We start from the raw sequence: 23,080 nt of genomic DNA, 5'->3' as shown, positions 1-23,080 counted from the left end.
CCTCTAACGGAGCAGGTTTTATTTTGTTTCATTCCCCATACATAGTAAAATAAAAGTATGGGAAATGTGGAGGTGTAGGTCATGGTTAATCGGCGTCATAAACGAATACTGATTATCGGTTCTAGTGGAGCGGGGAAATCAACCTTATCAAAAAAGCTTGCTGAACAATGGAAATTACCACTTGTCCATCTGGATGCCCTATTTTGGAATCCCGGATGGGTACCTACATCAAAGCCAGAGTTTCAAGAAAAAATTAAGTTGAAGTTAGAGGAAGATGAGTGGATCATCGATGGGAATTTTAATTCTACATTAGAATTAAGAGCCAAATACGCCGATTTAATTATCTTCTTAGATTTTCCCAGATTACTTTGTACGTATCGAGTAATAAAGCGAGCATGGGAATACAGAGGTAAAACACGTCCTGATATGGGAACTGATTGTGAAGAAAAAATAGATTTTGAGTTTGCAGAGTGGGTATGGCGTTTTCCAAAAGATGTCCGCCCAGGTATATTAAAAGTATTAAGAGAAGCAAGTAACGTTGAGATATGTATATTAAGAAATCCGGTGGAAGTGAAAGCCTTTATTGATACTGCCCCGAGTAGATAAATGTAGGAGGAACAGCTATGAAAAACAAACAACTATCGGAGAGGCAAATCATTGAATTAATTGAAAAGGATGCCGATATTATTCTCCCATTAACCAATGGTGAGCCACATAAATTACTCGATATTTTGGAAGATAATGCGGATGCTTTAACGAATGTGAAAATCCACCAGTTACTCGCACTTCAGCATAGAAAGTATATGGAAGGTGCTTTCCCAGGAAAGCTTAAGCATGTTTCGTATTTTTTAAGTGGTGCTACTCGGAAAATGTTTCACCAAGGATTAGTGGATCTAGTGCCTAATCATTTTCACGAAATGCCAAAGATTTTAAGACAATCCACCAATCTATCGATGATTATGGCAGTTGCTTCTCCTATGGATGAATATGGATACTTTTCACTCGGAACGCAAGCGGACATCGTTTCTGAATTTATTGGAAAGGTACCTTTTCTATTAGAAGTAAACAAACATATGCCACGTACTTTTGGTGAAAATCAAATACATATAAGCCAAATCGCTGGCTTTGTAGAAAATGACCGTCCTCTTTTTGAAGATATTGCACCTCCAATTGGTGAAAAGGATATGAAAATCGCTTCTTATGTAGCAGGTAGTATTCAAAATGGTGACACGTTGCAAATCGGAATCGGTTCCATTCCTAACGCAGTAGTAAGTTTACTGAAAGATCATAGACATTTAGGCGTTCATACAGAAATGTTCGTAGATGGAATAGTAGATCTTGTGGAAGCTGGTGCAATTGACGGAACCCAAAAGTTTACGAATAAAGGAAAGATAGTCGCAACCTTTGCACATGGATCCAATAAAATTTATAATTTTTTGCATAATAATCCTGCTGTTCAATTTTTGCCGGTTAGTATTGTAAATGATCCCCGAGAAATTGCAAAGGAAGAACGGATTGTTTCTATTAATGCTACAACAGAAGTTGATTTATTTGGTCAGTGTGCATCAGAAACGGTTGCTGGAAAGTATTATTCCTCTACGGGAGGACAAGCAGACTTTGCAAGAGGCGTACGTTTTGCAAAAGAAGGGAAAGGCTTTGTATGTATGACATCTACCGCAAAAAATGATGAAATCTCTCGTATAAAACTAAGCCTTGCACCTGGATCAGTCGTTACAACGTCCAAAAACGATATAGATACAATTGTGACAGAATATGGAGTGGCAAAAATGTTTGGTAAACCAATTTCTGAACGAGCAAAGCAACTCATATCAATAGCGCATCCGAAATTTAGAGAAGAACTAACTTTTGAAGCGAAGCAAATGGGGTTTATTTAAAGTGAAACCAATTGATCCATCATTCTTTCATCAACCAACATTAGAACTAGCGAGAAATTTGATTGGAAAAAATATTGTGCATGAGCACAACAGTGGGTTGCTAATAGGAAAAATAGTCGAAACGGAGGCGTACATGGGACCTGAAGATCGGGCAGCCCATAGCTTCGGAAATAGAAGAACTAAACGTACGGAAGTGATGTTTGGTGAAGCAGGACTTATATACACTTATCAAATGCATACCCATACACTCATTAACGTTGTAGCAGGAGTAGAAGGCGTTCCGAATGCAATATTAATACGTGCGGTAGAGCCAGTGGAAGGCTTAGAAATAATGAAAGAGTTTCGAAACAATCTACCAATGAAGCAGTGGACAAATGGACCAGGAAAATTAACAAAAGCAATGGGAATCACAATGGAATACTATGGGAAACATTGGTCCAAAAAGCCTCTATACATTGCAGAGGGCGGGGAAGTGTCGTTCATTTCCACTGGTCCAAGAATTGGTATAGAAAACAGTGGGGAAGCTGTTCACTACCCCTATCGTTTTTGGGAAACGGACAATCCATATGTATCTAAAATGAGATGAACCTGCTTGGAAAACATGAATGCATCAAGTCGCAAGTAGAAGAAAAAATACCGACCAGAAATGGAGGCCCTGAAAAAGTCCTTAAAAGGATTTTATAGCGAGTAAGTGAACAACATATTGTTCACTTACTCGCTTTTTTAGATGGAACCCGTTGATTTTCCGTTCCAGGCGGACGCGTTCCGCGGGGTGAGCGATGAACTATCATTGCCCCTTCGAGTACGTTGTGATGTTTCATCTGTCTCACTGATCCCGAAAGAAATAGACAAAGAAAGAAGGCATTTTCTGTTCAAAATCGAACGGAAAGTGCCCTCTTTTTGTTTTGAAAACCAATACGCTATAAAAAATGTAAGTTTTTCAGTGGCCGACCAGGAATGGTCGGTATTTTAATATGTATTAGATGAGTTTTCCCATATAATATTCATCTACAAAATGTCCATTTATAATTAGTGCATTTTTACGATCGCCCTCTTTTTCAAAACCGAGCTTCTTATATAGTTTTTGGGCACCTATATTTTCTTTAATAACAGACAGTTCAAGCTTGGATATTCCTACTTCTTTTGCCCATTTTTCTCCGTGGACCATTAAGGATGAGGCAATTCCTTTTTTAGAGAATTCCTGTTTGACGCCGATTACTACAGAAGCTCGATGCAAAGCACGTGGTGCCGGTCCCCCTGTAAACAATACATATCCAGCGAACTGACCATTCATAATCGCTAAAAGTAAATTAGAGTTTTCTGTGTTCTTCCATGCTGACATTTCTTTACGGATACTCTGTACAGTCATCTGAATATCAGACTTGCCGTACAACATAAAGTCGGTTTCCGAAAAAATAGTTTCTTGCAAACGAATAAATGCACGGGCATCGTCTAATTCTGCTTCTCTTATAATAAGTATGTCTTGGTGATTATTTACATCATCTATAATTTCATCTGTCTCGAGAACCGAACTATGAAATAAAACAGACTTCCCTAGGTCTACAGTTTTTACTGAGTATCCATGCTCTGTCCAAGCGAAATAATGTAATGCAGGTGGTTTTGTTTTTTTCCACCAACTGCTACTTAAATAAGCTGCGTTAGGCAGTACTTGTCCAATGATTGCTTCTATTTCTGCATATGTTAATCTGATTTCTTTATTCGTCGATTGTTGAAAGAAAGTGGAGAGGGGAATATATTTGCTTTCAAATATTTTAGGCATTATTTCACTCATTTCTTAATTTATAGGCTAAGTATAGCATCAACAGTATGACATTCACACTACAAAAAGCATATTTTAACGTAAAATAATTCCTGTAAAAAAGTGTTACTTCATAGTGAAGTAACACTTTTTTACAGAGTATTTATACTTGTACTAATTCTAATTGTAAAGCTGGCCCAAAGAATTCGTAGTGAATTTGTTCATTTGCATAGCCAAGGTCTAGTAAATGATTAATCATTGCTTCCATAAATCCAACCGGTCCGCAAACATAGACATCTCCATCATTACGTGAATGTTCTTTTATTACATCTTTTGAAATGAAGCCATCACCGCTATCAGAATATAAAGTTACGTATTTTGCATCTTCCATTGTTTCCATTAAAGAACGAATATCATGATCAAATGGATGTAGGCTTTCATTTCGAGCACTATATATAAAGGATACTGGGCGATTTGGTTGCTGCTTAGCAACTGTTTCAAGCATACTCATCATAGGTGTGATACCTACTCCGCCACTTAAGAATGTTACAGGAGTAGTTTTTTCTGGATCTAAAATGAATTCCCCAGCTGGAGCAGTCAGTTCAACTATGTCACCAACATTTACATTATTGTGTAGGTGGACAGAAACTTTTCCTTCTGGATCATTTTCGTCTTCTTTTTTTACTGAAATACGGAATGACTCTGTATCTGCAGCTTTTGATAAACTATATTGTCTGTTCATCAAATACTTTTCCCCTGGGATGCTTACACGAATGGTAATAAATTGTCCAGGCTCAAAAGTAGGAACCGCTGATCCATCTGCTGGTTTTAAATAAAATGAAGTAATGTTGTCACTTTCTTTTACTTTATCTGCAATAACAAAGTCTTTAAAGAATCTCCAACCACCTTCTTTTGATTCTGCAGCTACATACATTTCTTCTTCGATACCGATAAATGCATCAGCAATCACTCCATATGCTTCTGCCCAAGCATTAATAATATCGTCAGTAGCTGCATCGCCTAATACCTCTTTGATTGCACCAAGTAGATGTTCACCTACAATTGGATAATGCTCTGGTTTGATTCCTAAGCTTACGTGTTTTTGTCCGATTTGTTTCACTGCTGGAATAATTGCCGCCAAATTATCAATATGAACAGCTGCTGCGTAAACAGCGTTTGCTAACGCAGTCTGTTGACGACCTTTTGCTTGGTTAGCATGATTGAAAATATTTAATAGTTCTGGATGAGCTACAAATAAATTTTTATAAAAAGCGGTTGTTATTGCAACTCCGTGAACTTCTAAAACAGGTGCAGTTGATTTTACGATATCCATTGATTTTTGAGATAACATAATTTACACATCCTTATCTTTTTGTTTACAAATACAGAATACTCCTAGCGTTTTTTTAAAGCAATATTTAAAATACATCTTTAAGAACGATGTAATATTTCAGACACATTTCTTTCACGTTTCTGACATAGTCGTTTATAATGAAGAAAGAATGGCGGTGGTAACATGAGATTGACTATGTATACAGATTTCTCGCTTAGAGTGTTAATATACCTCGGAACAAAAGAAAGTAATGAATTGTCAACAATTCAAGAAATATCAACTGCTTATGGAATTTCAAAAAATCATTTAATGAAGGTAACATATGAATTAGGAAAGCTCGGTTATATAGAAACAATCCGTGGCCGTGGTGGGGGAATTCGGTTAGCGATGGAGCCGGAAGCTATCAATATTGGACAAGTGGTAAGACATACAGAAGATGATTTCCATCTCGTCGAATGCTTCGATTGTCATTCAAACTCTTGCGTAATTACGCCTGTTTGTGGACTAAAAGGTGCATTGAATCGGGCTTTGCTAGCTTATTTGAAAGTGTTGGACGGATATACATTGGCAGACTTTTTGCTTCAAAAGCACTTGTTAGCAAATTTACTTTTTAAAGAGCAGTAAGATATATGATAAAATAAGTTCGGAAATTGATTTTTAGGAGGATTATTCATGGAAAAAGTATTAGTTTTTGGACATAAAAACCCTGATACAGACACAATTACTTCAGCAATCGTATATGCATACTTAAAAAATGCCATTGGGATAGAGGCAGAAGCGGTTGCTTTAGGCGAAGTAAACAATGAAACAAAGTTTGCTCTTGAAAAATTCGGATTTGAAGCACCTCGAATTATTGGAGATGTTTCAAGTGAAGCAAAGAAAGTGATCTTAGTTGATCACAATGAAAAACAACAAAGTGCAGATGGCATTGAAAATGTTCAAGTAACTGAAGTTATCGACCATCACCGTATTGCAAATTTCGAAACAGCAGATCCTTTATACTATCGTGCAGAACCAGTAGGATGCACAGCAACCATTTTAAATAAAATCTTTAAAGAAAAAGGCGTAGAAATCCCAGCAAACATTGCAGGATTAATGCTTTCTGCGATTGTTTCGGATTCTTTATTATTTAAATCACCAACATGCACGGAAGAAGACATTGCTGCAGCACGTGAGCTAGAAGAAATTGCTGGTGTAAACTTGGAAGAGTATGGACTAGCAATGTTGAAAGCTGGAGCAGATTTGAGCGATAAAAGCTTAGAGGATCTTCTATCATTAGACGCAAAAGAATTCGTTATGGGCGAATACAAAGTAGTCATCGCTCAAGTAAACGCGGTAGACGTAAATGATGTAATGAACCGCAGAGCAGAGCTGGAAGACTTAATTAATCTTGAAGTTCAAGAAAATGAATTGGATCTCTTTTTCTTTGTAGTAACGGATATTTTAAACAATGATTCCGTAGCGCTAGCGCTTGGAAAATTGGCGCTAAAAGCAGAAGCTGCCTTTAATGTGAAATTCGATGATAACAATATTGCTTTACTAAAAGGCGTAGTATCTCGTAAAAAACAAGTAGTTCCAGCATTGACTGAAGCACTAGCATTATTATTGTAGAAAATGGCTATCTCTTGGATAAAGAGATAGCTTTTTTATTTGGAAATGAGTGTATCTCAGAAAATCTCGGCGGATCCCCGAGAATCTAAGAAATTGGAATGAGGGCACTGAAAGGTCCTCAATGAGATATCTTAACAGTATGTGAACGACAAGTTGTTCAGATATTCGAATCTTAATTTGGACCCGATAATTTCCGTTCCAGGCGGACGCTTTCCGCCGGCATGGCTTCAGCCGCTTCCCTTGCTCCTGCGCAAGCTCGTCGCAAAAATTAATTCTCGCTACGCTCAGTCCAGGGTCTTCAGCGCATGCACCTGACGCTTCGCTTTCGGTGCAGAAAATATTTGCTATTCCGGCTGGAGTCGCCGCCTTCCACTCCAATTAACTATTTTCTGCTTTTCAATTTAGAAAACCATCATACATTATTAGAGCAAGTTTTTATTACTTAAATTTTTTCAATTAGTATTTATAGAAAATCTTTGAAAAAGGCGACACTCCTGCGGGAATAGCGTTAGCCGAAGACCCCGCAGTTGAGGGGAAGGCAATCTAAGTTCGCCGCATCCTGCGGCAACGATTGCATGACCAACATCGTGTTGGCCTAGGAGGCTAAGGCAACGCCCGCGGAAAGGGAGCCGTTTCAACGATTTTCTTATTTATTGGACGACCTTATTTAGTAGGGTCATATTCTCTAAATTTTTTCAGAGCCCTCCCTGAGATTTCATAGAGCATTAAAATTGTTGAATACATAAGAAGACTTTACAATGTAATGGAGGTGAAAATTATGAAAATTGAAGTATGGTCAGATTTTGTTTGTCCTTTTTGTTATATAGGAAAAAGACGTTTGGAAGAGGCTTTAGAGCAGGCTGGGTATGCAAGTCAGGCAGAGGTTGAGTTTAAGAGCTTTGAGTTGGATCCAAATTCTCCAAAGATATCGGATCAAAGCATGTATGAAGTGCTTGCTGAAAAGTACGGATCTACTGTAGAAGCAGCTAAAGGAATGACTGCACAAGTAGTGGAACAAGCAAAAACAGTTGGACTAGATTATAATTTTGACATTATGAAGCCGGCAAACACGTTAGATGCACACCGTTTAGTGAAATGGGCATCCGAACAAGGGAAAGCTGCAGAAGCGAATGAATTGTTACTGCACTCTTATTTTATTGAAGGCAAGGAGATTGGCAAAAACGAGGTTCTCCTTGATTTAATCGAATCTCTTGGATTACCTAGAGATGAAGCGGAAGAAGTATTGAACTCCGATAAGTATTTAACGGAGGTTCGACTGGATATCGCTAAAGCTGGACAAATTGGCGTGCGCGGGGTTCCATTTTTTGTTTTGAATGATAAGTACGCAATTTCTGGTGCACAACCACTTGAAACGTTTGTTGGTGCATTAAACAAAGTTGCGGAAGAAGAAGGATTACAAGCTAAATAACTTATAAAAAATCAGTAGGAGAAATTCTGCTGGTTTTTTATTTTGTCTTAGTTTATTAACGGAATTGGGTATAACAAGTTTATGTAAAATTTATTAAGATAAAAAAACGTGCAGCGGATGTGCTTGCACGTCTTTTCTTAACTTCTTCTCTCAAAACTTAAAAATCTAGTGCCTTGAAAAGTAAGAACACCTAAATCATCTTCAGCGAGCATGCCATATTCTTGTCCGCTAACGTGAAGCTCTATTCGATCACCGCTTTCTACTTGAAACGTTGCGTAATAGGAAGTAGAAGCAGAACTATTTCCCGAACCGCCTCGTGTATCGGACCGTTTTGCTACTACCTGGGCAGGTACTGAAAGCTTTGGAGAATTATTGTTTTTATTCCACTGAGATATGTTTTTAACGATAGCGAAAATAATAAGTCCAAATACTAAAATGAAAATCAAGCCTATAAATATAGGGAAACCCCCGAAGAAAAAACCTAAGATATCCATCTTAACCCCCCTTAAAAAAACTGTTTTTTTTCTTATACGTAAAAAATTGAATAAAGTTTCGTTTATAGATAGACACTAGAAGAAAAGGAGGAAATACAATGAACGATCAAATACTACCAACTGAATCACAATCTTATTGGCGTGCCACAGAAGACTTTCCAATTTTTCCTGAAATAAGAGAAAACATAGAAACCGATATTTTAATTGTGGGAGCAGGTCTTACAGGAATTACTGCTGCGTATTTACTTAGCAAGAGTGGAAAAAGCGTAATGGTTTTGGAAGGAGGTAGAATATTAAAAGGTACAACTGGTTTCACCACTGCAAAGGTGACAGCGCAGCATGGGCCTATTTACCAGAAGCTAATATCCATATTCGGTGAAGAAAAAGCAAGACTATATTATGAAGCCAATATGGAGGCTAAAAACTTTATAGAGGAAACAGCCAAAGAATTGGGAATTAAATGTGATTTTGAAAAGGTAGATGCTTACATATATGCAGATACTAAAGAAGGAGTACAAACAGTAAGGGAAGAAATGGACGCCTATAATAAGCTAGGTATAGAGGGGGCAACTCTTACAACAAATACCGGTCTTCCTTATGATGTGATGGAGTCATTAAAGTTAGAAAATCAAGGACAGTTTCATCCCATAAAGTATGCCACTGGGTTAATGAATAAAGCAATTGAAAATGGTGTGCAGTTTTTTGAAAAATCGAGAGCAAAAACTATATCAGAAAATATAGTAGAAATGATGAATGGTCATAAAATACGAGCAAAGAAAATATTAGTTTGTACTCATTTCCCATTTAATGATGGAAGTGGTCTATATTTTTCAAGAATGTCCCCAGAAAGATCCTATGCGGTAGCTGCCCCTGCCGAATCTAATTATCCAAAAGGCATTTATATTAATGTAGAAAAGCCAACAAGATCCGTACGTACAGCGCTAGGTACTGATGGAAAAAGATATTTAATACTAGGAGGAGAAGGTCATGTTACCGGTAGATTTGAAGGTGATATGATGGCTAATTATGATGCACTAGCTACATTTGGTAGAGAGCAATTTAATATAAAGCAGTTTACAAATCGTTGGTCTGCTCAGGATTTAGTAACACTAGATCAATTGCCGTATGTAGGGACCATGACGTCAGGTCTTCCGGATGTACTGGTTGCAACTGGGTATGCAAAATGGGGTATGACGAATAGTACGGTAGCTGCCCAAATAATGGCGGACAATGTCCTGGAAAAAGAAAATCGATATGCGGAACTTTACAATCCAATCCGTTCCAAAATGAAAAAAGAAGATATAGCTAGTTTTGCCAAGTATAATGCAGCAGTCGCAAAAGAATTAGTAAAAGGAAAGACTGAAAAAATAGATGTCTTGTTTAAAGATTTGCAACTTGGTACTGGAGACATCGTAAAACTAGACGGTAAAAAGGTTGGAGCATTTAAGGACGTCACCGGTGAAATATATTTAGTTAAACCAGTATGCACACATATGGGGTGTGATGTCGTATTCAATGATGCAGAGACCACATGGGACTGTCCATGTCACGGGTCACGATACACATTCAAGGGTGACGTTATTGAAGGTCCTGCATTTGAACCGTTGGAGAAAATAGAAAATATCGAATAACTGAGCTTAGAGAATAATCTCTAGGCTTTTTTTATTCTAAACAATCGATTGTTCTCCTGCCATATCTCTATTAAAATTGGGGATATAGTTAAGGAGAGAAAAAGATGAAATCCCTAAATAAATTACTTCCTTATGTGAAGCCGTATACCCTATTTGCGATTCTAGGACCACTATTAATGTGTGTTGAGGTAGCAATGGATTTATTACAACCTACCATTATGCAACATATTATTGACGTTGGAATTGCAAATAATAATAATGCGTATGTGATGAAACTTGGATTCTTTATGTTGTTTACAGCTTTCATTGGATTAATAGGTGGTGTCGGTAGTACGGTTTACAGTACAAAAGCATCTGTAAATTTTGCAGCGGATATTCGCCGAGATGTATTTAAAAAAACAGAGCAGTTTTCAAGTGAAAATATGGATTCATTTGGTACAGGGAAATTAATTACCATTGTGACGAATGATGTGACAGCAGTTCAACAAGCATTAATGATGACGTTAAGAATCTTTGTACGAGGACCTTTTCTGTTTATTGGCGCAGTCGTGATTGTTTGGTTCACTGCTCGAGAATTGTTTCCAGTGCTTTTAGTGGCAATACCAATATTAATGGTTTTGATTTATTGGTTTTCTTCAAAATCTGGCCAATTATTTGCGAGAGTACAGAGAGCAATGGATAGAGTGAATACAAAGCTACAAGAAACATTCGCAGGTATTAGGGTAATAAAAGCATTTGGTCGATCTGATTTTGAAACGAATACGTTTAAGCAAGTAAATGATACTTTAACAAAGAGAAACATGGCAGCTGAGCAAGTAATTTTAACACTCATGCCGATTATGCTTTTTGTTGTGAATATCGGTGTGGTTTTCGGAATGTGGATGGGCGCAATTAAAATAAACGAAGGTACGCTACAAGTCGGTGTAATTCTAGCTTTTATTAACTACTTGAATATTATTATGAACGGGCTGATGACAAGCAGTAATGTTTTAATGCAAATTACAAAATCTTTTACTTCAGCAAATCGGATTCAACAAGTACTTGAGACCGAAATACATATTCGTGAACCGATCACTCCTGCTGCCCTTCTAAAAATAAAAGGAGAGGTCGAGTTCCGACAAGTTAATTTTAGTTATAGTAAAAATGGTGAGTATGTTTTAAAAAATATTTCTTTCCAAGTAAAAGCAGGGGAGACAATTGGTATTATAGGGTCTACTGGAAGTGGAAAGTCAACACTTGTCAAACTAATACCACGGTTGTATGATCCGGATTCGGGAGAGATTTTCATTGATGGAGTAAATATAAAAGAATATCCCCTTGAAAAACTGAGAGAATCTATTGGTTTTGTCCAGCAAAAGGCAACATTATTTTCTGGAACAATTGAAGAAAATCTCCGCTTTGGTAAAGAAGAAGCAAATTTTGAAGACATGGAAGAAGCAGCTCAATCGGCAGCCGCCGCTGAGTTTATTAACAAACTCGAAGGTAAGTTTGGCTACGAGCTCATGCAAGGAGCAACCAATCTATCTGGCGGTCAAAAGCAACGTCTTGCAATGACACGAGCTTTCATTCGGGAGCCCAAAATATTGATATTAGATGACTCGACTTCAGCAATAGACGCTTTATCAGAAGCATCGGTTCAACAAGCATTGAGACAAAACCACCCAGATACGACTGTGTTTTTCATCTCTTCAAAAGTGTCTTCTATTCAAGATGCAGATCAAATTTTTGTGATCGATGATGGAATAATTGAGGCAAGTGGGACCCATAAAGAATTAATTATAAATAGCAACGTTTATAGAGGAATTTACGAAACACAAAAAGGAAAGGAGATTCTTTCCTATGAATAAAGTTTCGAATAACAACGTGATTGGCCGTGCACGTGGTCCAAGAGGTTTTGGCGGGCCAGTTGAAAAAAAAAAGCAAAGGATAAAAAGGGAACAATTAAGCGGATATGGCACTATATGGAGAAGCAAAAGATAGCAATGATTACTTCCATTTTATTTGTCATTATATCAACATTGTTGAATCTACTCGTACCATATTTAATTGGGCTTATCATTGATGACTATATCATTCCTAAGGATATGCAGGGGACTCTACGCTTTTTGTTATTATTAGCATTAATCTATACCTCTGCTTCTATCTTCACTTGGCTGCAAACATTTTTAATGGTTCGGGTGTCTCTTAAGACAATTCGAATATTACGTCAGCATTTATTCGAGAAGTTTCAAACATTGTCCTTACGCTTTTTTGACAAACGAACGCATGGTGACTTAATGAGTCGAGTGACAAATGATATTGAAAGCTTGAACAATGCACTCAGTCAAAGCGTTATACAAATATTTTCCTCTATATTAATGGTGACTGGTGTTGCGATTGCCATGTTTATGCTTAACTGGATACTTGCAATTGTGGCACTAGCAATTATTCCTTTAATCGTTTTTACAACGAAGAAAATCATTACATATAGCAGGAGTAATTTCATTAGAAGACAGCGAGACTTGGGTGAATTAAACGGATTTATCGAAGAAGCCATATCAGGAAATGAAGTCATCACTATTTTTGGACAAGAGGAGAAAACCTTCACAAAATTTGCAATGATAAATGAAAGATTACGCCAATCCGCAACAGCAGCGGATACTGTATCAGGCCTTCTTGGTCCAATTAATAACTTTATAAACAACTTGGGGCTTGCATTAATCATTGGAGTTGGAGCACTGATGACGGTTCAAGAGTTGGCAACTGTAGGGATAATTGCTGCCTTTGTTACATATTCACGCCAATTCTTTCGTCCTATCAATCAATTATCAAGCCTATTAAACACGTTCCAATCTGCAATAGCAGGTCAGAACGAGTATTTGAAATAATGGATGAAACTCCTGATCTAGCGGACAAACATAATGCAATTGAAATAGATTCCTTTAGAGGCGAAGTGGAGTTTTCGAGTGTCAACTTTTCCTATGAGGACGGTAAGCCGGTATTGAAAAATATTAGTTTTCGGGCGAAGGCAGGAGAGAAAATTGCATTGGTAGGTCCAACGGGTTCGGGGAAAACAACTATTATCAACCTTTTAATGCGATTTTATAATATAAATTCAGGTGAGATTAAAATCGATGGTGATAGTATTCAAGATTATAAAATTAGTTCCCTCCGTGAAAAAATTGGGATAGTATTACAGGACACTTTTCTATTTTCTGGAACAATCTTGGAAAATATTCGATATGGTCGTTTAGAAGCAACAGACGAGGAAGTCGTAACGGCTGCTAAAATGGCTTCAGCACATGGGTTTATCAAGCATTTGCCTGACCAATATGAAACGATAATCACTTCTGGAGGTTCAAGTTTAAGTCAGGGACAACGTCAATTGCTTTCGATTGCTCGTGCAATACTAGCAGATTCCGATATATTAATTCTAGATGAAGCAACTTCAAGTATTGATACACGTACGGAAATTGCAATTCAGCAAGGACTAAATCGGTTAACGGAGGGGAGAACAAGCTTTGTCGTTGCGCACCGATTAAAAACGATTGAAAATGCTAACCAAATTCTCGTGATCCATCAAGGAGAGCTCATAGAAAGTGGTACGCATGAAGCGTTACTTCAAAAGAAAGGCTTTTATTACGAACTCTATGAAAGTCAGTTGAATAGGTAAAATTATTCATGAAAGTAGTGAAGCAAATCGGTACTTAAACACCATTTTTGAAGGTGACTTTCCCACGTGAAAGTTGTGGCATTCTGGCTCAAATTAAAGAATAATAGAATTAAAAGAAGAGGTGATTCTATTGTCAAACATTTACTCTGTAAAACTTTTATTTGAACATATCTCCTCACCAGAATCTATGCCTAATAAAACATTTGAAGAAACGATCAATATCGTCCGAGCAGATAAATTAGAGGACGTAGACGGATTAGTGAAGCAACATTTTAAAGACGTCACCTATGCCAATGCATTTGGGGAGACCACTACTATAAAGTTATTAATGATTCTTGATGTTTTTGAACTTGTCGATAATATAGAAGAATGTCTAGAGTTTGGGGAAGTATATAGTCATCACATAATTCTGGATGAAGAAGTTTGCCTTGAACGAAACTATGGAAATTAAAAAGGACCCAAGACTAAAGATCTTGGGTCCTTTTTAATATTAGATGTAGAATTTAATAGAAGTGATATCCGGTTTATCTTGAACTGCAAACTTATTAATAGAAGTGATATCCGGTTTATCCTGAACTGCAACCTTATTAATAGAAGTGATATCCGGTTTATCCTGAACTGCAAACTTATTAATAAAAGTGATATCCGGTTTATCTTGAACTGCAAACTTGTTAATAGAAGTGATATCCGGTTTATCTTGAACTGCTGATTCTGCTCCACCTAAATTAAACGTAATTAATAATCCTAATAAACAAAGCGTGCCGATAATAAATCTTTTCATGATAATTCCTCCCAATTAGTTACATGTGATAGTTTTAAATTATAGTTAAAACCTAACTGATAATAAATTGTTGATTGTTTGTATTGTTTTTTATCAGCTAATCTTTTTGCCAGCACTTGGCAATAAATAAAACAATATTTGTAGTCTTGAATTTCTTCAAAATACGCTAAGGCTTCTTTAAATATAGAAATAATATTATTTTCCTCCAATAAAAGTGCTCTATATATATTAAAATGACTTTTAAAGAAGTTTTTACTTTCTCCGGATAAATAACTTATTATCTCGAATCCTCTTTCTAACCAAACTATTGCATTTTGAACATCATTGATTTTGTGATATTCCTTAAGTAAAGATAAGATAGTCACTATTTTATCATCCGGTCTAGTTTTTATATCTAAACTATTTTGAAAATGATAAAGTGCTTGGTTTTGATTTCCTAGAATAGAGTAACTTGCTCCTAAATTATGTTCAATCTTTCCGTTGTATTTAGAAGAATCGATTTTTAAGCTGATTTCCTTCGCCTTTTCAAATGTAGCTATTGCTTCTTTTAATACCCCAGTATCAATCTGAGCAATACCTAAAATAATTAAACATTCGATAGAGCGTTCAATTAATAATTCTTGATTGAAATAGGAAAGAGCGGATTTTACATAATCGATAGCCATTATATATCGAGATTCAGATAGAAGCGACAAACTCGATACATAATAAAGTTCGGCCATTTCCCAGTCTTCCATACGATAGTTTTTAATGAGTGTAAATATTTGTGCAAAAAGCTCAGATGCTTGGCTGAACTGGTTGTTTTGATACGCTACAATTCCTTGAATGGTATATAGATAAAATAACTGTTCTGGGTCCATTTCCTTTTTAAACTCAACTAATATAGCAAGATTGTTTCTAATATTAATCGTTTTATCTGGCAACATAAGCATTAATCTAGTTTCTATTAATAGAAGTGTCAGTCTATTGGGTTCGAAAGGATGACACTCAATATAGTTATGGATATCTAGTTGTAGAGTTTCTGCTTTTTGTTTATTTCTAGAGTTAATAACTGTTTTGAATTGTGTTTTAAAATGTATTGTTTTCTCTTGGTTTATTTCACTCTTTAAAGAGTCCAAGGGGATATTTAAACGCATAAGAATATGGTGTTGGATATCTTCACTTGGTTTCACTAAACCATTTTCTATTCGACTTAAGTATGAGGGGACGCAAATACCAGAAGCCAAATATTCTTGTTTCATATTCTGTCTTTGGCGTTCTAATTTAATCAATTGTCCTATTTCCATCCATAAGCACCTCCTCCATAGGACCTAGTAAAAAAAAGAAAACCAATACAATATAAATAATAACATAATATTATTTGGAAATCAGAAAAATGAAAGAACAGGAAAGTACGAATAAAAAACGCTCAAAAAACGCCATATTTTCATACCTACTTTCCCAAATGAAAGATGTGGAATTATTTGGGTTTTTGGTTAATACTTAAGGTATATAAATAAATGGGTGGTGAAGATTTGAGAAAGGTTTTAAGTATAACAATTCGCAAACTGCTTTTTTTCTTTCTTCTTTTTTCCATCTCGTTTTGGTTTCTATTAACAACTCTACCACATAATAAGAACGAATATAATCTAAACAAGGACACAATTCCGAGCAAATTCGAAGAAGTGGAAAAGACGGAAGCATTAACTGCTAAGAAGATGGAAGATTTTAAAGCTGCTATAGAGAACTTTTATTCGAAAGCAAAAGAATTGTGGAGAAACTAAAAATCCAATGAGTACAGTAAAGAAACTGCACTTTTTGGATTTTCGTTTTACGATAACCCTTGTCCATGGGTAATTTCATTTCTTCGTATAAATAGTGTTTAGCGATAAGTTCATCATGTGTGCCTGTTCTAGTAATTTTTACTTCCTCCAGGAAGAAGAATATTTGGTCTGCAAGTATAATGATTGCTAGCCTGTGTGTAATAATAAGTGTAGTGCGCCCTTGCACCCATTCCATAATGTCATTAAAAAAATCGTGCAGAATGGGCTCAGCACGATTTTTTATGAAGATATGACTTTTGACTCGGATTGAGCACGCTTTTGTAAATCTAAAATTAAAGGATCCGCTGAAGTCTCGAGTAAGCTTGCTTGTTTTTGTTGTAAATCAATTCGTATCTTTTCCGTTTCAAGTAAAAAATTATCATATTTAAGCTTCTCTAATTCTATTTCGTCTTTTACAACTCTCGCACGAATATTTTGTGATTTGCGTAAATGAGTTGTCCATATTGCGGATAGTGGTATAGAAAAAATCATCACAACCGCTACAAATCCAATTCCCAACCCCAAAAGATTTTCCATAATTATCCCTCCATCTCATTTTCTATAGTATATACGAAAAACATAAAAGATAGTTTCAAAATTAAAAAGCTACTCTGAATTATTTCAGAGTAGTTGGAAATGAGCGAAGTTTAGTTGGAATTTCTGAGATGTTAGTTGGAAAAAATAGACTTAGTTGGAAACTACATCACTTTAGTTGGAATTCCATCTAATAAACCCAAGTTTACTTATTTAAGTAAGCCCAGGCATACTGAGCGTATAGTTCTGCTCCAGTGACAAGTGCGTCTTCATCGATATCAAAGTTCCCATGGTGATGAGCCCATTCTGTATCTTTCTCGGGATTGCCACTTCCGACAAGTGCAAAGCTACCAGGAGCCTTTGTGAGGAATGCAGAGAAATCCTCTCCACCCATTGTAGGCTTTTCATTATAAATCACTTCTGAGCCAAAAGCTTCAGTAGCAACCTGTTGAACAAGTTCCGAGCTATTTCTATCATTATCTACTGCATCTGTACCTCGGATATATTCCACTTTAGCAGTAGCGCCGAAGATAGCAGCAACACTTTCAGCATATTGTGTAATGCTCTTTTCAATATGATCTCGTGTCTCGGGATGGAATGTACGAACTGTTCCTTCAATTTCAGCATTTTCAGCGATTACGTTGAATCTTGTACCTACTATCATTTTACCAACTGTCAGAACGGCTGGACTTTGTGGATCAATAGTTCGTGAAACAACGGTTTGCACATTCATTACAAATGAAGATGCAACAAGTGCGGCGTCGATACAAGCTTCTGGGATAGCACCATGTCCACCGCGTCCTTTAAATTTTACTTTAAAAATATCAGCTGCTGCAAAGGAAGGCCCTGGTGTACAAGACACTTTGTTTGTTGGCATTTGAGACCAAATATGAATACCGAAAACATTGTCTACGCCATCCATTGCGCCTTGGGCAACCATTGCTTTTGCCCCGGCAGCCGCTTCTTCAGCTGGTTGAAATAGAAAACGTACATTTCCTGGAAGTTCTTCTTTCACTTCAAATAAAGCCTTTGCAGCGATTAGCAGCATAGAGGTGTGTGCGTCGTGTCCACAAGCATGCATTTTTCCTTCGAATTTTGATGCGTAGGGTACATGAGTATTAAGCTGTTGGACAGGTAGTGCATCCATATCACCGCGAAGGGCAACAGTTTTTCCACCTGAGGCTCCTTGTATTTCGGCAATAACCCCTGTAGGTTCGGTTTTTCGATAAGAAATTCCAAGTTTGTCTAAGTATTCGCATATGAAAGCAGTCGTTTTGAATTCCTCAAAAGATAACTCTGGTTCGCTATGCAATTTACGGCGTAGAGAAATTAATTCTTCTTTATTATTCGTGATAGATTCTTTAATTTTTGAATTGATCATTGTTTATTTCCCTCCGTTAATTGTAAAGCTGTTTGGAACAAAATATTTGCACCTGCAGCGAGATGACTTGCATTGGACCATTCTTCCGGGCAGTGACTAAGACCATCCTTACTTGGAATAAACACCATTCCACAAGCAGTATAATCAGAGAAAACCATCGCATCGTGACCAGCACCACTATTAAGAGTGCAGTAAGGGATGTCTAATTTATCACTCACTTCTTTGAAAGTGGATTGAATCGTTTCATCCATTTCTTTTGGTGCAATATAAAGCAAATGTTCAATAGAAGTAACAATACCTGCACCCATATTAGAGGCAATTAACTGCCCTACTTTTTGCACTGCACGATGAACATGTTCTTCTTTAGCTGAGCGTATATCTACTGAAAAAATTACTTTGTTTGGGATGACATTGGATCCATTAGGAAATACATGTAACTGCCCGGTTGTAATAACCGTACCGTTTCCTTCCTCCAAAGCAAGCTGTGGGAAAGCTGCGATGATTTGAGCAGCGGCTACTAGTGCATCAGTGCGTTGTTCCATAGGTGTAGTACCAGCATGTCCTGCTTTTCCTTGAATCGTAACTTCTAATTGAGTTAAACCAACGATCGCTTCAACGATACCAATTGGAATATTTTTTTCTTCTAAAATTGGACCTTGTTCGATATGTAACTCGAGGAAGGCTTTAATCGTTTTTGGATCACGTACCTTTTCAATAGATGGATCTAAACCAATACTTAACATTGCTTCTTCAGCAAGTATTCCGTCTTTATCCGCAAGACTTTTAAACTCTTCATTAGTCAATAAACCCATCATTCCTCTTGAACCCATTAAACCTCCACCAAAACGTGAGCCTTCCTCTTCTACAAGCGCGATAATTTCAAGAGGATAAGCAGGCTTATATCCCTTTTCTTGGAAGAGTGCAGCCACCTCTAAACCGACTACCACTCCTGCAGCACCGTCATAAGCTCCGCCATTTGGAACAGAGTCAAAATGAGAACCGACAATTATAGAGGGTGAATCTGCATGGGTTCCTTCGAGTTTTCCAAAAATGTTACCTAATCCGTCTTCAGAAACAATAAGTCCATATTCAGTCATTTTCTCTATGATGTATTTTCTTGCGCCTAGATCTTCTTTAGAATAGGTTAACCTAGTGACTCCTGCGCCTGGAGTGGCGGTAAACTGACTTAGTAGCTTAATATGTTCTTCTATTCTAGCTTGATTGGCCATATTATCTCTCCTAATTTTATAAGAATCCTACGAAAATACCTGCGAGAATAACAGAAACGATTGTAACACTGATGAATCCTCCGACTAGCATAGGTGGCAGCATATGAGCAGTTAACGCTTCTCGTTCTTTTTTATCTTGGGTTAAAGAATTAATTACTTCATTTGTAATAATGTAATCAGCAGGGAATCCGTAAAGTGCAGTTAATGAAATAGCAAAAGCCATGTTTTTGCTCACTTTTAAAATTTTTCCCATAAGGAAAGAGAATAAGTACATACCGATTACTCCAAGGATAATTATTCCGATTAATGGATATAAAATTTGCATAATCATCGAAGGTGTTGCAGTTTTTAGGGCGTCAAATACGAAAAGCATTAGAACCATTATACATAAGCCGAAACCATTTGCTTTTTGTAATACTTGGCGCTCTAAAAATCCAATGCTTGCAGCTATAATACCGAATAATAAACAAAGTACATAGGGACTAATGGATACAATGGGTTCTAATACCGTTGAAACAAGGTAAGCAAGGAAACCTACAAAATGCTAAACGGAAAAATTTAAAGTAATCTGTGTTGTATTTTGCAGGCAATTTGCGGAACATTTTAAGCTCTTCTTGTGTTTCCTCCGTAGAACTGTTGGTTTGTCCAGGTATTGAAAGTTCTCCTTTGCGGAATTTTTCAAGAAGCGATTTCCCTTCTTTTTTAAGTGCGATAGATGTAAGTGGATAACCAGCAAAGCCTTGCATAACGTAAATAACAATAGCAAATACAGATAATGTTGTTAATCCAGCATTTGCTGCACCCTCGGACATGATCAAAGCAGAAACAAGACCACCGACAAGAGGGGGGATAGCAACAATAATTGTTTCTACACCAAATATAAATGTTCCAATTCCAAACAAAACAGCGATAATCCCTATTATTCCAGCCAGTGAAATTAATATAGTTTTCCACTGTTCTTTTAATTGTTGTAAGGAAAGCAAAGTACCCATATTGGTAATAAGTAAGTAGATCATCATCGTCGCAACGACGGGCGGTACACCTGCAATGGAAACAATCTCTGTAGGAAAGAAAGTCCAATAGCCAATAATAAAAAGTACTGCTGAAACGAAAACGGAAGGAATCCAAGCCTTCGTTCTAGTAGACACAAGGTCTCCGATAAATAGTATTCCGACGATCAAAACTAAAGCAAGCATTTGAGGCATAATAGTTAATCCTTTCTGACAATATAGAATACTCCATACAATAGCATAGAATCGTTCTGATATGAAGTATATAATATATTCCAGAATAGTTAGTTTTTAATATTAAGTGTTTAATATAAAATAAAAAAGCTATCCTAGTTTGTAATAGGATAGCTTCATTGAGATATACATATTGAATTATTAAGCTGGGTTTAATTCTAATTCCACAGTGATTTTGATATCTTCACCGACAAGAACGCCACCAGTTTCAAGTGCTTGGTTCCATACTAGGTCAAAATCTTTACGGTTAATTTTTGTATCCGCAGAGAATGCTACTACTTCTTGGCCCCATGGGTTAGTTCCTTTACCGCCGTATTCTACTTCGAAAGTCACTGGTTTTGATACACCTTTAATCGTCATATCACCAGTTACATCATATTCACCATCATCCGTTTTTTTAATGTCTGTAGCAACGAATTTAATGCTTGGGTATTTTTCTGTATCAAAGAAGTCACCTGAACGTAAGTGGTTATCACGATCTTCATTATTTGTGTTAATTGATTTTACATCGATATCGAAGCTGATAGTTGCACCAGTTAAATCTTCAGCAGTACCTTCTAGGTCAGCAGTGAAATTTGTGAAAGAACCTTTTACTTTGGAAACCATCATGTGTTTCACAGAAAAGTCGATACTAGAGTGTGCAGCGTCAAGATTAAATTTTGTCATTTTTAATTTCCTCCTCGGAATGTTTTTCTTAATTTTATTATAAAACATACTTGTTTTGAAATCAAGATGTTTTATTTCAAGATAAATAAAAAGTTCAACATTAATCTATACCCACTAATTAATTTATTAAACCATAAGTTACTTTATGTAACTAACTTTAAAATAATACCATGGTTACGTCAAGTAATTAAATTACTTTGTTTTACAAATTAATGAGAGGAGAATATAATAGAACATGATAGAGGTGAAACAGATGAAAGAATCATTATTATGCCCGCGTTTATCGAAGGCAATGGAATTGATAGGGAAAAGATGGACAGCTTTGATTGTGTACCAACTCATAGATGGAGCAAAACGATTTAATGAAATTGAATCTTCTCTTCCTATAAGTGGTCGGTTACTTTCTGAGCGCTTAAAAGAGCTTGAAAAAGAAGGTATAGTAGAAAGAACTGTCTTTTCAGAAGTCCCTGTGCGGGTCGAATATAACTTAACAGACAAAGGTTTTGCCCTAAAAGATGTAGTTGGCGGAATTGAAACCTGGTCTAAAGAATGGTTATAACAATTTTGCTTGATATATTAGTTGCGAAAACGCATACTATGTAAAGGTGAATTGTAAATGAAGAAAGGATTGTCTCTTTTTGAGTAAACAAAAATGGTTTCAAGATTTAACTACACAACTACATTCGAATAATGTAAAAATAGATGAAGCACTAAATCTGCATACAATGACCCGCATGGGTGGAGTTGCGGACTTATTTGTCACTCCAGAAACGGAAGATCAAGCAGCATTCGTTGTTCAATACGCGAATAAAAATGATATTCCTTTATTACTTCTTGGAAACGGATCGAATATGGTCGTACGTGATGGCGGAGTTCGAGGGATTGTTCTTCGCTTAGAAAACCTAAACGAGATCACGATTAATGACAACCGAGTAATTGCAGGAAGTGGAGCCGACATAATTGACGTTTCAAGAGCTGTGGCAAAGGAGTCTCTAACGGGATTAGAATTTGCATGTGGAATTCCTGGGTCTATCGGTGGTGCCATGGCGATGAATGCTGGTGCTTACGGTGGAGAAATACAGGATGTAATTGTCCAATGCACTGTTCTTACGCCAAGCGGAGAAAAGCTTGTTCTCTCAAAAGATGCACTAGAGCTTGGTTACCGAAAAAGTATAATCACCAAAAAAGGGTACTATGTTTTATCTGCTGAGTTCGAATTACAACCCGGAAATCAAGAAGAAATTGACGCTAAAATAGCTGACCTAACATTTCAACGGGAATCCAAACAACCACTTGAGTATCCTTCTGCAGGCAGTGTATTCAAACGTCCTCCTGGTTATTTCGCCGGAAAGTTAATCCAAGATAGCGGATTACAAGGAAAAGGATTCGGTGGGGCAGAGGTTTCAACAAAGCATGCAGGTTTTATTGTCAATAAAAACAATGCTACCGCTACCGATTATATAAGCACCATTGAAATGGTTAAGAAAGCGGTAAAAGAGAACTTCGATGTTGAGCTAGAATTAGAAGTGAAAATTGTTGGTGAAAACAAACAATAATATAAATATTGACCTATGAATATATTTATTCATAGGTCTTTTTTTGTGTGATAGAGGTAATTAAATGTAGATGTCGAAGTTTG

Annotated in this window: 22 protein-coding genes and 2 pseudogenes; 14 read left to right on the top strand and 10 right to left on the bottom strand. The window is 36.7% G+C overall.

Annotation, left to right across the window (positions count from 1 at the left end; all coding sequences use genetic code 11):
• Positions 1 to 81 precede the first annotated feature (81 nt).
• The 3 genes from WAX74_RS14290 to WAX74_RS14280 are packed head-to-tail and all read left to right on the top strand — an operon-like array spanning position 82 to position 2,481.
• Entirely contained in the window at positions 82 to 606 is a 525-nt protein-coding gene (locus tag WAX74_RS14290; protein ID WP_336498336.1) for a DNA topology modulation protein, read from the top strand.
• Between the two features lie 17 nt (positions 607 to 623).
• On the top strand, positions 624 to 1,895 hold the full coding sequence (locus WAX74_RS14285) for an acetyl-CoA hydrolase/transferase family protein (RefSeq protein ID WP_336498335.1): 1,272 nt from the start codon (positions 624 to 626) through the stop codon (positions 1,893 to 1,895).
• Complete coding sequence (locus WAX74_RS14280) at positions 1,867 to 2,481, top strand: DNA-3-methyladenine glycosylase (protein ID WP_413788973.1); 615 nt, start codon at positions 1,867 to 1,869, stop codon at positions 2,479 to 2,481. The genes WAX74_RS14285 and WAX74_RS14280 overlap by 29 nt, the downstream gene beginning before the upstream one ends.
• A 393-nt stretch (positions 2,482 to 2,874) precedes the next feature.
• On the opposite strand, the gene WAX74_RS14275 is transcribed toward WAX74_RS14280, so the two are convergent.
• Both WAX74_RS14275 and hmpA read right to left on the bottom strand, forming a co-directional pair.
• A complete protein-coding gene (locus WAX74_RS14275; protein WP_336498334.1) occupies positions 2,875 to 3,687 on the bottom strand; it encodes a GNAT family N-acetyltransferase in 813 nt (270 codons plus the stop codon).
• Between the two features lie 130 nt (positions 3,688 to 3,817).
• Positions 3,818 to 5,005, bottom strand: a complete 1,188-nt coding sequence (hmpA, locus tag WAX74_RS14270; protein WP_336498333.1) for an NO-inducible flavohemoprotein — start codon at positions 5,003 to 5,005, stop codon at positions 3,818 to 3,820.
• 165 nt (positions 5,006 to 5,170) lie between these two features.
• On the opposite strand from hmpA, the gene WAX74_RS14265 reads away from it, so the two are divergent.
• The 3 genes from WAX74_RS14265 (at position 5,171) to WAX74_RS14255 (ending at position 8,027) form a co-directional block, all read left to right on the top strand.
• The gene (locus WAX74_RS14265) at positions 5,171 to 5,611 is read left to right on the top strand and encodes an Rrf2 family transcriptional regulator (RefSeq protein ID WP_336498332.1); all 441 of its coding nucleotides are present in this window, start codon (positions 5,171 to 5,173) and stop codon (positions 5,609 to 5,611) included.
• 48 nt (positions 5,612 to 5,659) lie between these two features.
• Positions 5,660 to 6,598, top strand: a complete 939-nt coding sequence (locus WAX74_RS14260; RefSeq protein WP_336498331.1) for a manganese-dependent inorganic pyrophosphatase — start codon at positions 5,660 to 5,662, stop codon at positions 6,596 to 6,598.
• 778 nt (positions 6,599 to 7,376) lie between these two features.
• Positions 7,377 to 8,027: a DsbA family oxidoreductase gene (locus WAX74_RS14255; protein ID WP_336498330.1), complete on the top strand. Its 651-nt coding sequence runs from the start codon at positions 7,377 to 7,379 to the stop codon at positions 8,025 to 8,027.
• A gap of 137 nt (positions 8,028 to 8,164) precedes the next feature.
• Here the strand turns inward: WAX74_RS14255 and WAX74_RS14250 are convergent, their stop codons facing one another.
• Positions 8,165 to 8,521, bottom strand: coding sequence for a DUF2500 domain-containing protein (locus WAX74_RS14250; RefSeq protein ID WP_336498329.1), 357 nt, complete (start codon positions 8,519 to 8,521; stop codon positions 8,165 to 8,167).
• Positions 8,522 to 8,619: 98 nt separating this feature from the next.
• On the opposite strand from WAX74_RS14250, the gene WAX74_RS14245 reads away from it, so the two are divergent.
• The 5 genes and pseudogenes from WAX74_RS14245 (at position 8,620) to WAX74_RS14230 (ending at position 14,255) form a co-directional block, all read left to right on the top strand.
• Complete coding sequence (locus tag WAX74_RS14245; protein ID WP_336498328.1) at positions 8,620 to 10,152, top strand: FAD-dependent oxidoreductase; 1,533 nt, start codon at positions 8,620 to 8,622, stop codon at positions 10,150 to 10,152.
• 104 nt (positions 10,153 to 10,256) lie between these two features.
• Positions 10,257 to 11,999, top strand: a complete 1,743-nt coding sequence (locus tag WAX74_RS14240) for an ABC transporter ATP-binding protein (protein ID WP_336498327.1) — start codon at positions 10,257 to 10,259, stop codon at positions 11,997 to 11,999.
• The gene (locus WAX74_RS21035) at positions 11,992 to 12,132 is read left to right on the top strand and encodes a hypothetical protein (protein ID WP_413788972.1); all 141 of its coding nucleotides are present in this window, start codon (positions 11,992 to 11,994) and stop codon (positions 12,130 to 12,132) included. Before WAX74_RS14240 ends, WAX74_RS21035 begins: the two co-directional genes overlap by 8 nt.
• A pseudogene (locus tag WAX74_RS14235) lies at positions 12,069 to 13,804 on the top strand (ABC transporter ATP-binding protein); the annotation flags it as partial. The gene WAX74_RS21035 and the pseudogene WAX74_RS14235, both read left to right, overlap by 64 nt.
• Positions 13,805 to 13,925: 121 nt before the next feature.
• Positions 13,926 to 14,255 carry a DUF4288 domain-containing protein gene (locus tag WAX74_RS14230; protein ID WP_231687491.1) on the top strand — a complete coding sequence of 110 codons (330 nt, stop codon included), beginning with the start codon at positions 13,926 to 13,928 and terminating at the stop codon, positions 14,253 to 14,255.
• A 39-nt stretch (positions 14,256 to 14,294) separates the two neighbouring features.
• Here the strand turns inward: WAX74_RS14230 and WAX74_RS14225 are convergent, their stop codons facing one another.
• Positions 14,295 to 14,585 carry a hypothetical protein gene (locus WAX74_RS14225; protein ID WP_336498326.1) on the bottom strand — a complete coding sequence of 97 codons (291 nt, stop codon included), beginning with the start codon at positions 14,583 to 14,585 and terminating at the stop codon, positions 14,295 to 14,297.
• On the bottom strand, positions 14,582 to 15,871 hold the full coding sequence (locus tag WAX74_RS14220) for a helix-turn-helix transcriptional regulator (protein WP_336498325.1): 1,290 nt from the start codon (positions 15,869 to 15,871) through the stop codon (positions 14,582 to 14,584). Before WAX74_RS14220 ends, WAX74_RS14225 begins: the two co-directional genes overlap by 4 nt.
• A gap of 228 nt (positions 15,872 to 16,099) precedes the next feature.
• Here WAX74_RS14220 and WAX74_RS14215 point away from each other — a divergent pair, with 228 nt between their 5' ends.
• Positions 16,100 to 16,348, top strand: coding sequence for a hypothetical protein (locus tag WAX74_RS14215; RefSeq protein WP_336498323.1), 249 nt, complete (start codon positions 16,100 to 16,102; stop codon positions 16,346 to 16,348).
• Positions 16,349 to 16,627: 279 nt separating this feature from the next.
• Here the strand turns inward: WAX74_RS14215 and WAX74_RS14210 are convergent, their stop codons facing one another.
• The 5 genes and pseudogenes from WAX74_RS14210 to WAX74_RS14190 all read right to left on the bottom strand — a co-directional run bounded on the left by WAX74_RS14210 (position 16,628) and on the right by WAX74_RS14190 (position 21,441).
• Positions 16,628 to 16,924, bottom strand: coding sequence for a hypothetical protein (locus WAX74_RS14210; protein ID WP_336498322.1), 297 nt, complete (start codon positions 16,922 to 16,924; stop codon positions 16,628 to 16,630).
• A 202-nt stretch (positions 16,925 to 17,126) separates the two neighbouring features.
• The gene (locus WAX74_RS14205; RefSeq protein ID WP_336498321.1) at positions 17,127 to 18,302 is read right to left on the bottom strand and encodes an amidohydrolase; all 1,176 of its coding nucleotides are present in this window, start codon (positions 18,300 to 18,302) and stop codon (positions 17,127 to 17,129) included.
• Complete coding sequence (locus WAX74_RS14200; protein WP_336498320.1) at positions 18,299 to 19,531, bottom strand: Zn-dependent hydrolase; 1,233 nt, start codon at positions 19,529 to 19,531, stop codon at positions 18,299 to 18,301. Before WAX74_RS14200 ends, WAX74_RS14205 begins: the two co-directional genes overlap by 4 nt.
• A 16-nt stretch (positions 19,532 to 19,547) precedes the next feature.
• A pseudogene (locus WAX74_RS14195) lies at positions 19,548 to 20,736 on the bottom strand (hypothetical protein).
• A 180-nt stretch (positions 20,737 to 20,916) separates the two neighbouring features.
• Positions 20,917 to 21,441 (bottom strand): YceI family protein, encoded by a 525-nt coding sequence (locus tag WAX74_RS14190; protein ID WP_336498319.1) that lies wholly within the window; start codon positions 21,439 to 21,441, stop codon positions 20,917 to 20,919.
• A 253-nt stretch (positions 21,442 to 21,694) separates the two neighbouring features.
• Between WAX74_RS14190 and WAX74_RS14185 the strand changes: the two genes are divergently transcribed.
• Entirely contained in the window at positions 21,695 to 22,000 is a 306-nt protein-coding gene (locus WAX74_RS14185; RefSeq protein ID WP_336498318.1) for a winged helix-turn-helix transcriptional regulator, read from the top strand.
• A gap of 79 nt (positions 22,001 to 22,079) precedes the next feature.
• Positions 22,080 to 22,997, top strand: coding sequence for a UDP-N-acetylmuramate dehydrogenase (murB, locus tag WAX74_RS14180; protein WP_336498317.1), 918 nt, complete (start codon positions 22,080 to 22,082; stop codon positions 22,995 to 22,997).
• Positions 22,998 to 23,080: the final 83 nt, after the last annotated feature.

The organism is Psychrobacillus mangrovi, from assembly GCF_037104765.1.
Lineage (GTDB): Bacteria > Bacillota > Bacilli > Bacillales_A > Planococcaceae > Psychrobacillus > Psychrobacillus mangrovi.
The sequence above is the reverse complement of the archived record's forward strand: the minus strand, read 5'-3'. Positions and strand labels throughout refer to the sequence as shown.

Bases quoted from the DNA above. Each gene is read 5' to 3' on its own strand.
- WAX74_RS21035 (WP_413788972.1), top strand. From the start codon at position 11,992: ATGAATAAAGTTTCGAATAACAACGTGATTGGCCGTGCACGTGGTCCA.
- WAX74_RS14225 (WP_336498326.1), bottom strand. From the start codon at position 14,585: ATGAAAAGATTTATTATCGGCACGCTTTGTTTATTAGGATTATTAATT.
- WAX74_RS14285 (WP_336498335.1), top strand. From the start codon at position 624: ATGAAAAACAAACAACTATCGGAGAGGCAAATCATTGAATTAATTGAA.
- WAX74_RS14260 (WP_336498331.1), top strand. From the start codon at position 5,660: ATGGAAAAAGTATTAGTTTTTGGACATAAAAACCCTGATACAGACACA.
- WAX74_RS14220 (WP_336498325.1), bottom strand. From the start codon at position 15,871: ATGGAAATAGGACAATTGATTAAATTAGAACGCCAAAGACAGAATATG.
- WAX74_RS14200 (WP_336498320.1), bottom strand. From the start codon at position 19,531: ATGGCCAATCAAGCTAGAATAGAAGAACATATTAAGCTACTAAGTCAG.
- hmpA (WP_336498333.1), bottom strand. From the start codon at position 5,005: ATGTTATCTCAAAAATCAATGGATATCGTAAAATCAACTGCACCTGTT.
- WAX74_RS14275 (WP_336498334.1), bottom strand. From the start codon at position 3,687: ATGAGTGAAATAATGCCTAAAATATTTGAAAGCAAATATATTCCCCTC.
- WAX74_RS14205 (WP_336498321.1), bottom strand. From the start codon at position 18,302: ATGATCAATTCAAAAATTAAAGAATCTATCACGAATAATAAAGAAGAA.
- WAX74_RS14190 (WP_336498319.1), bottom strand. From the start codon at position 21,441: ATGACAAAATTTAATCTTGACGCTGCACACTCTAGTATCGACTTTTCT.
- WAX74_RS14245 (WP_336498328.1), top strand. From the start codon at position 8,620: ATGAACGATCAAATACTACCAACTGAATCACAATCTTATTGGCGTGCC.
- WAX74_RS14255 (WP_336498330.1), top strand. From the start codon at position 7,377: ATGAAAATTGAAGTATGGTCAGATTTTGTTTGTCCTTTTTGTTATATA.
- WAX74_RS14265 (WP_336498332.1), top strand. From the start codon at position 5,171: ATGAGATTGACTATGTATACAGATTTCTCGCTTAGAGTGTTAATATAC.
- WAX74_RS14290 (WP_336498336.1), top strand. From the start codon at position 82: ATGGTTAATCGGCGTCATAAACGAATACTGATTATCGGTTCTAGTGGA.
- WAX74_RS14210 (WP_336498322.1), bottom strand. From the start codon at position 16,924: ATGGAAAATCTTTTGGGGTTGGGAATTGGATTTGTAGCGGTTGTGATG.
- WAX74_RS14250 (WP_336498329.1), bottom strand. From the start codon at position 8,521: ATGGATATCTTAGGTTTTTTCTTCGGGGGTTTCCCTATATTTATAGGC.
- WAX74_RS14185 (WP_336498318.1), top strand. From the start codon at position 21,695: ATGAAAGAATCATTATTATGCCCGCGTTTATCGAAGGCAATGGAATTG.
- WAX74_RS14240 (WP_336498327.1), top strand. From the start codon at position 10,257: ATGAAATCCCTAAATAAATTACTTCCTTATGTGAAGCCGTATACCCTA.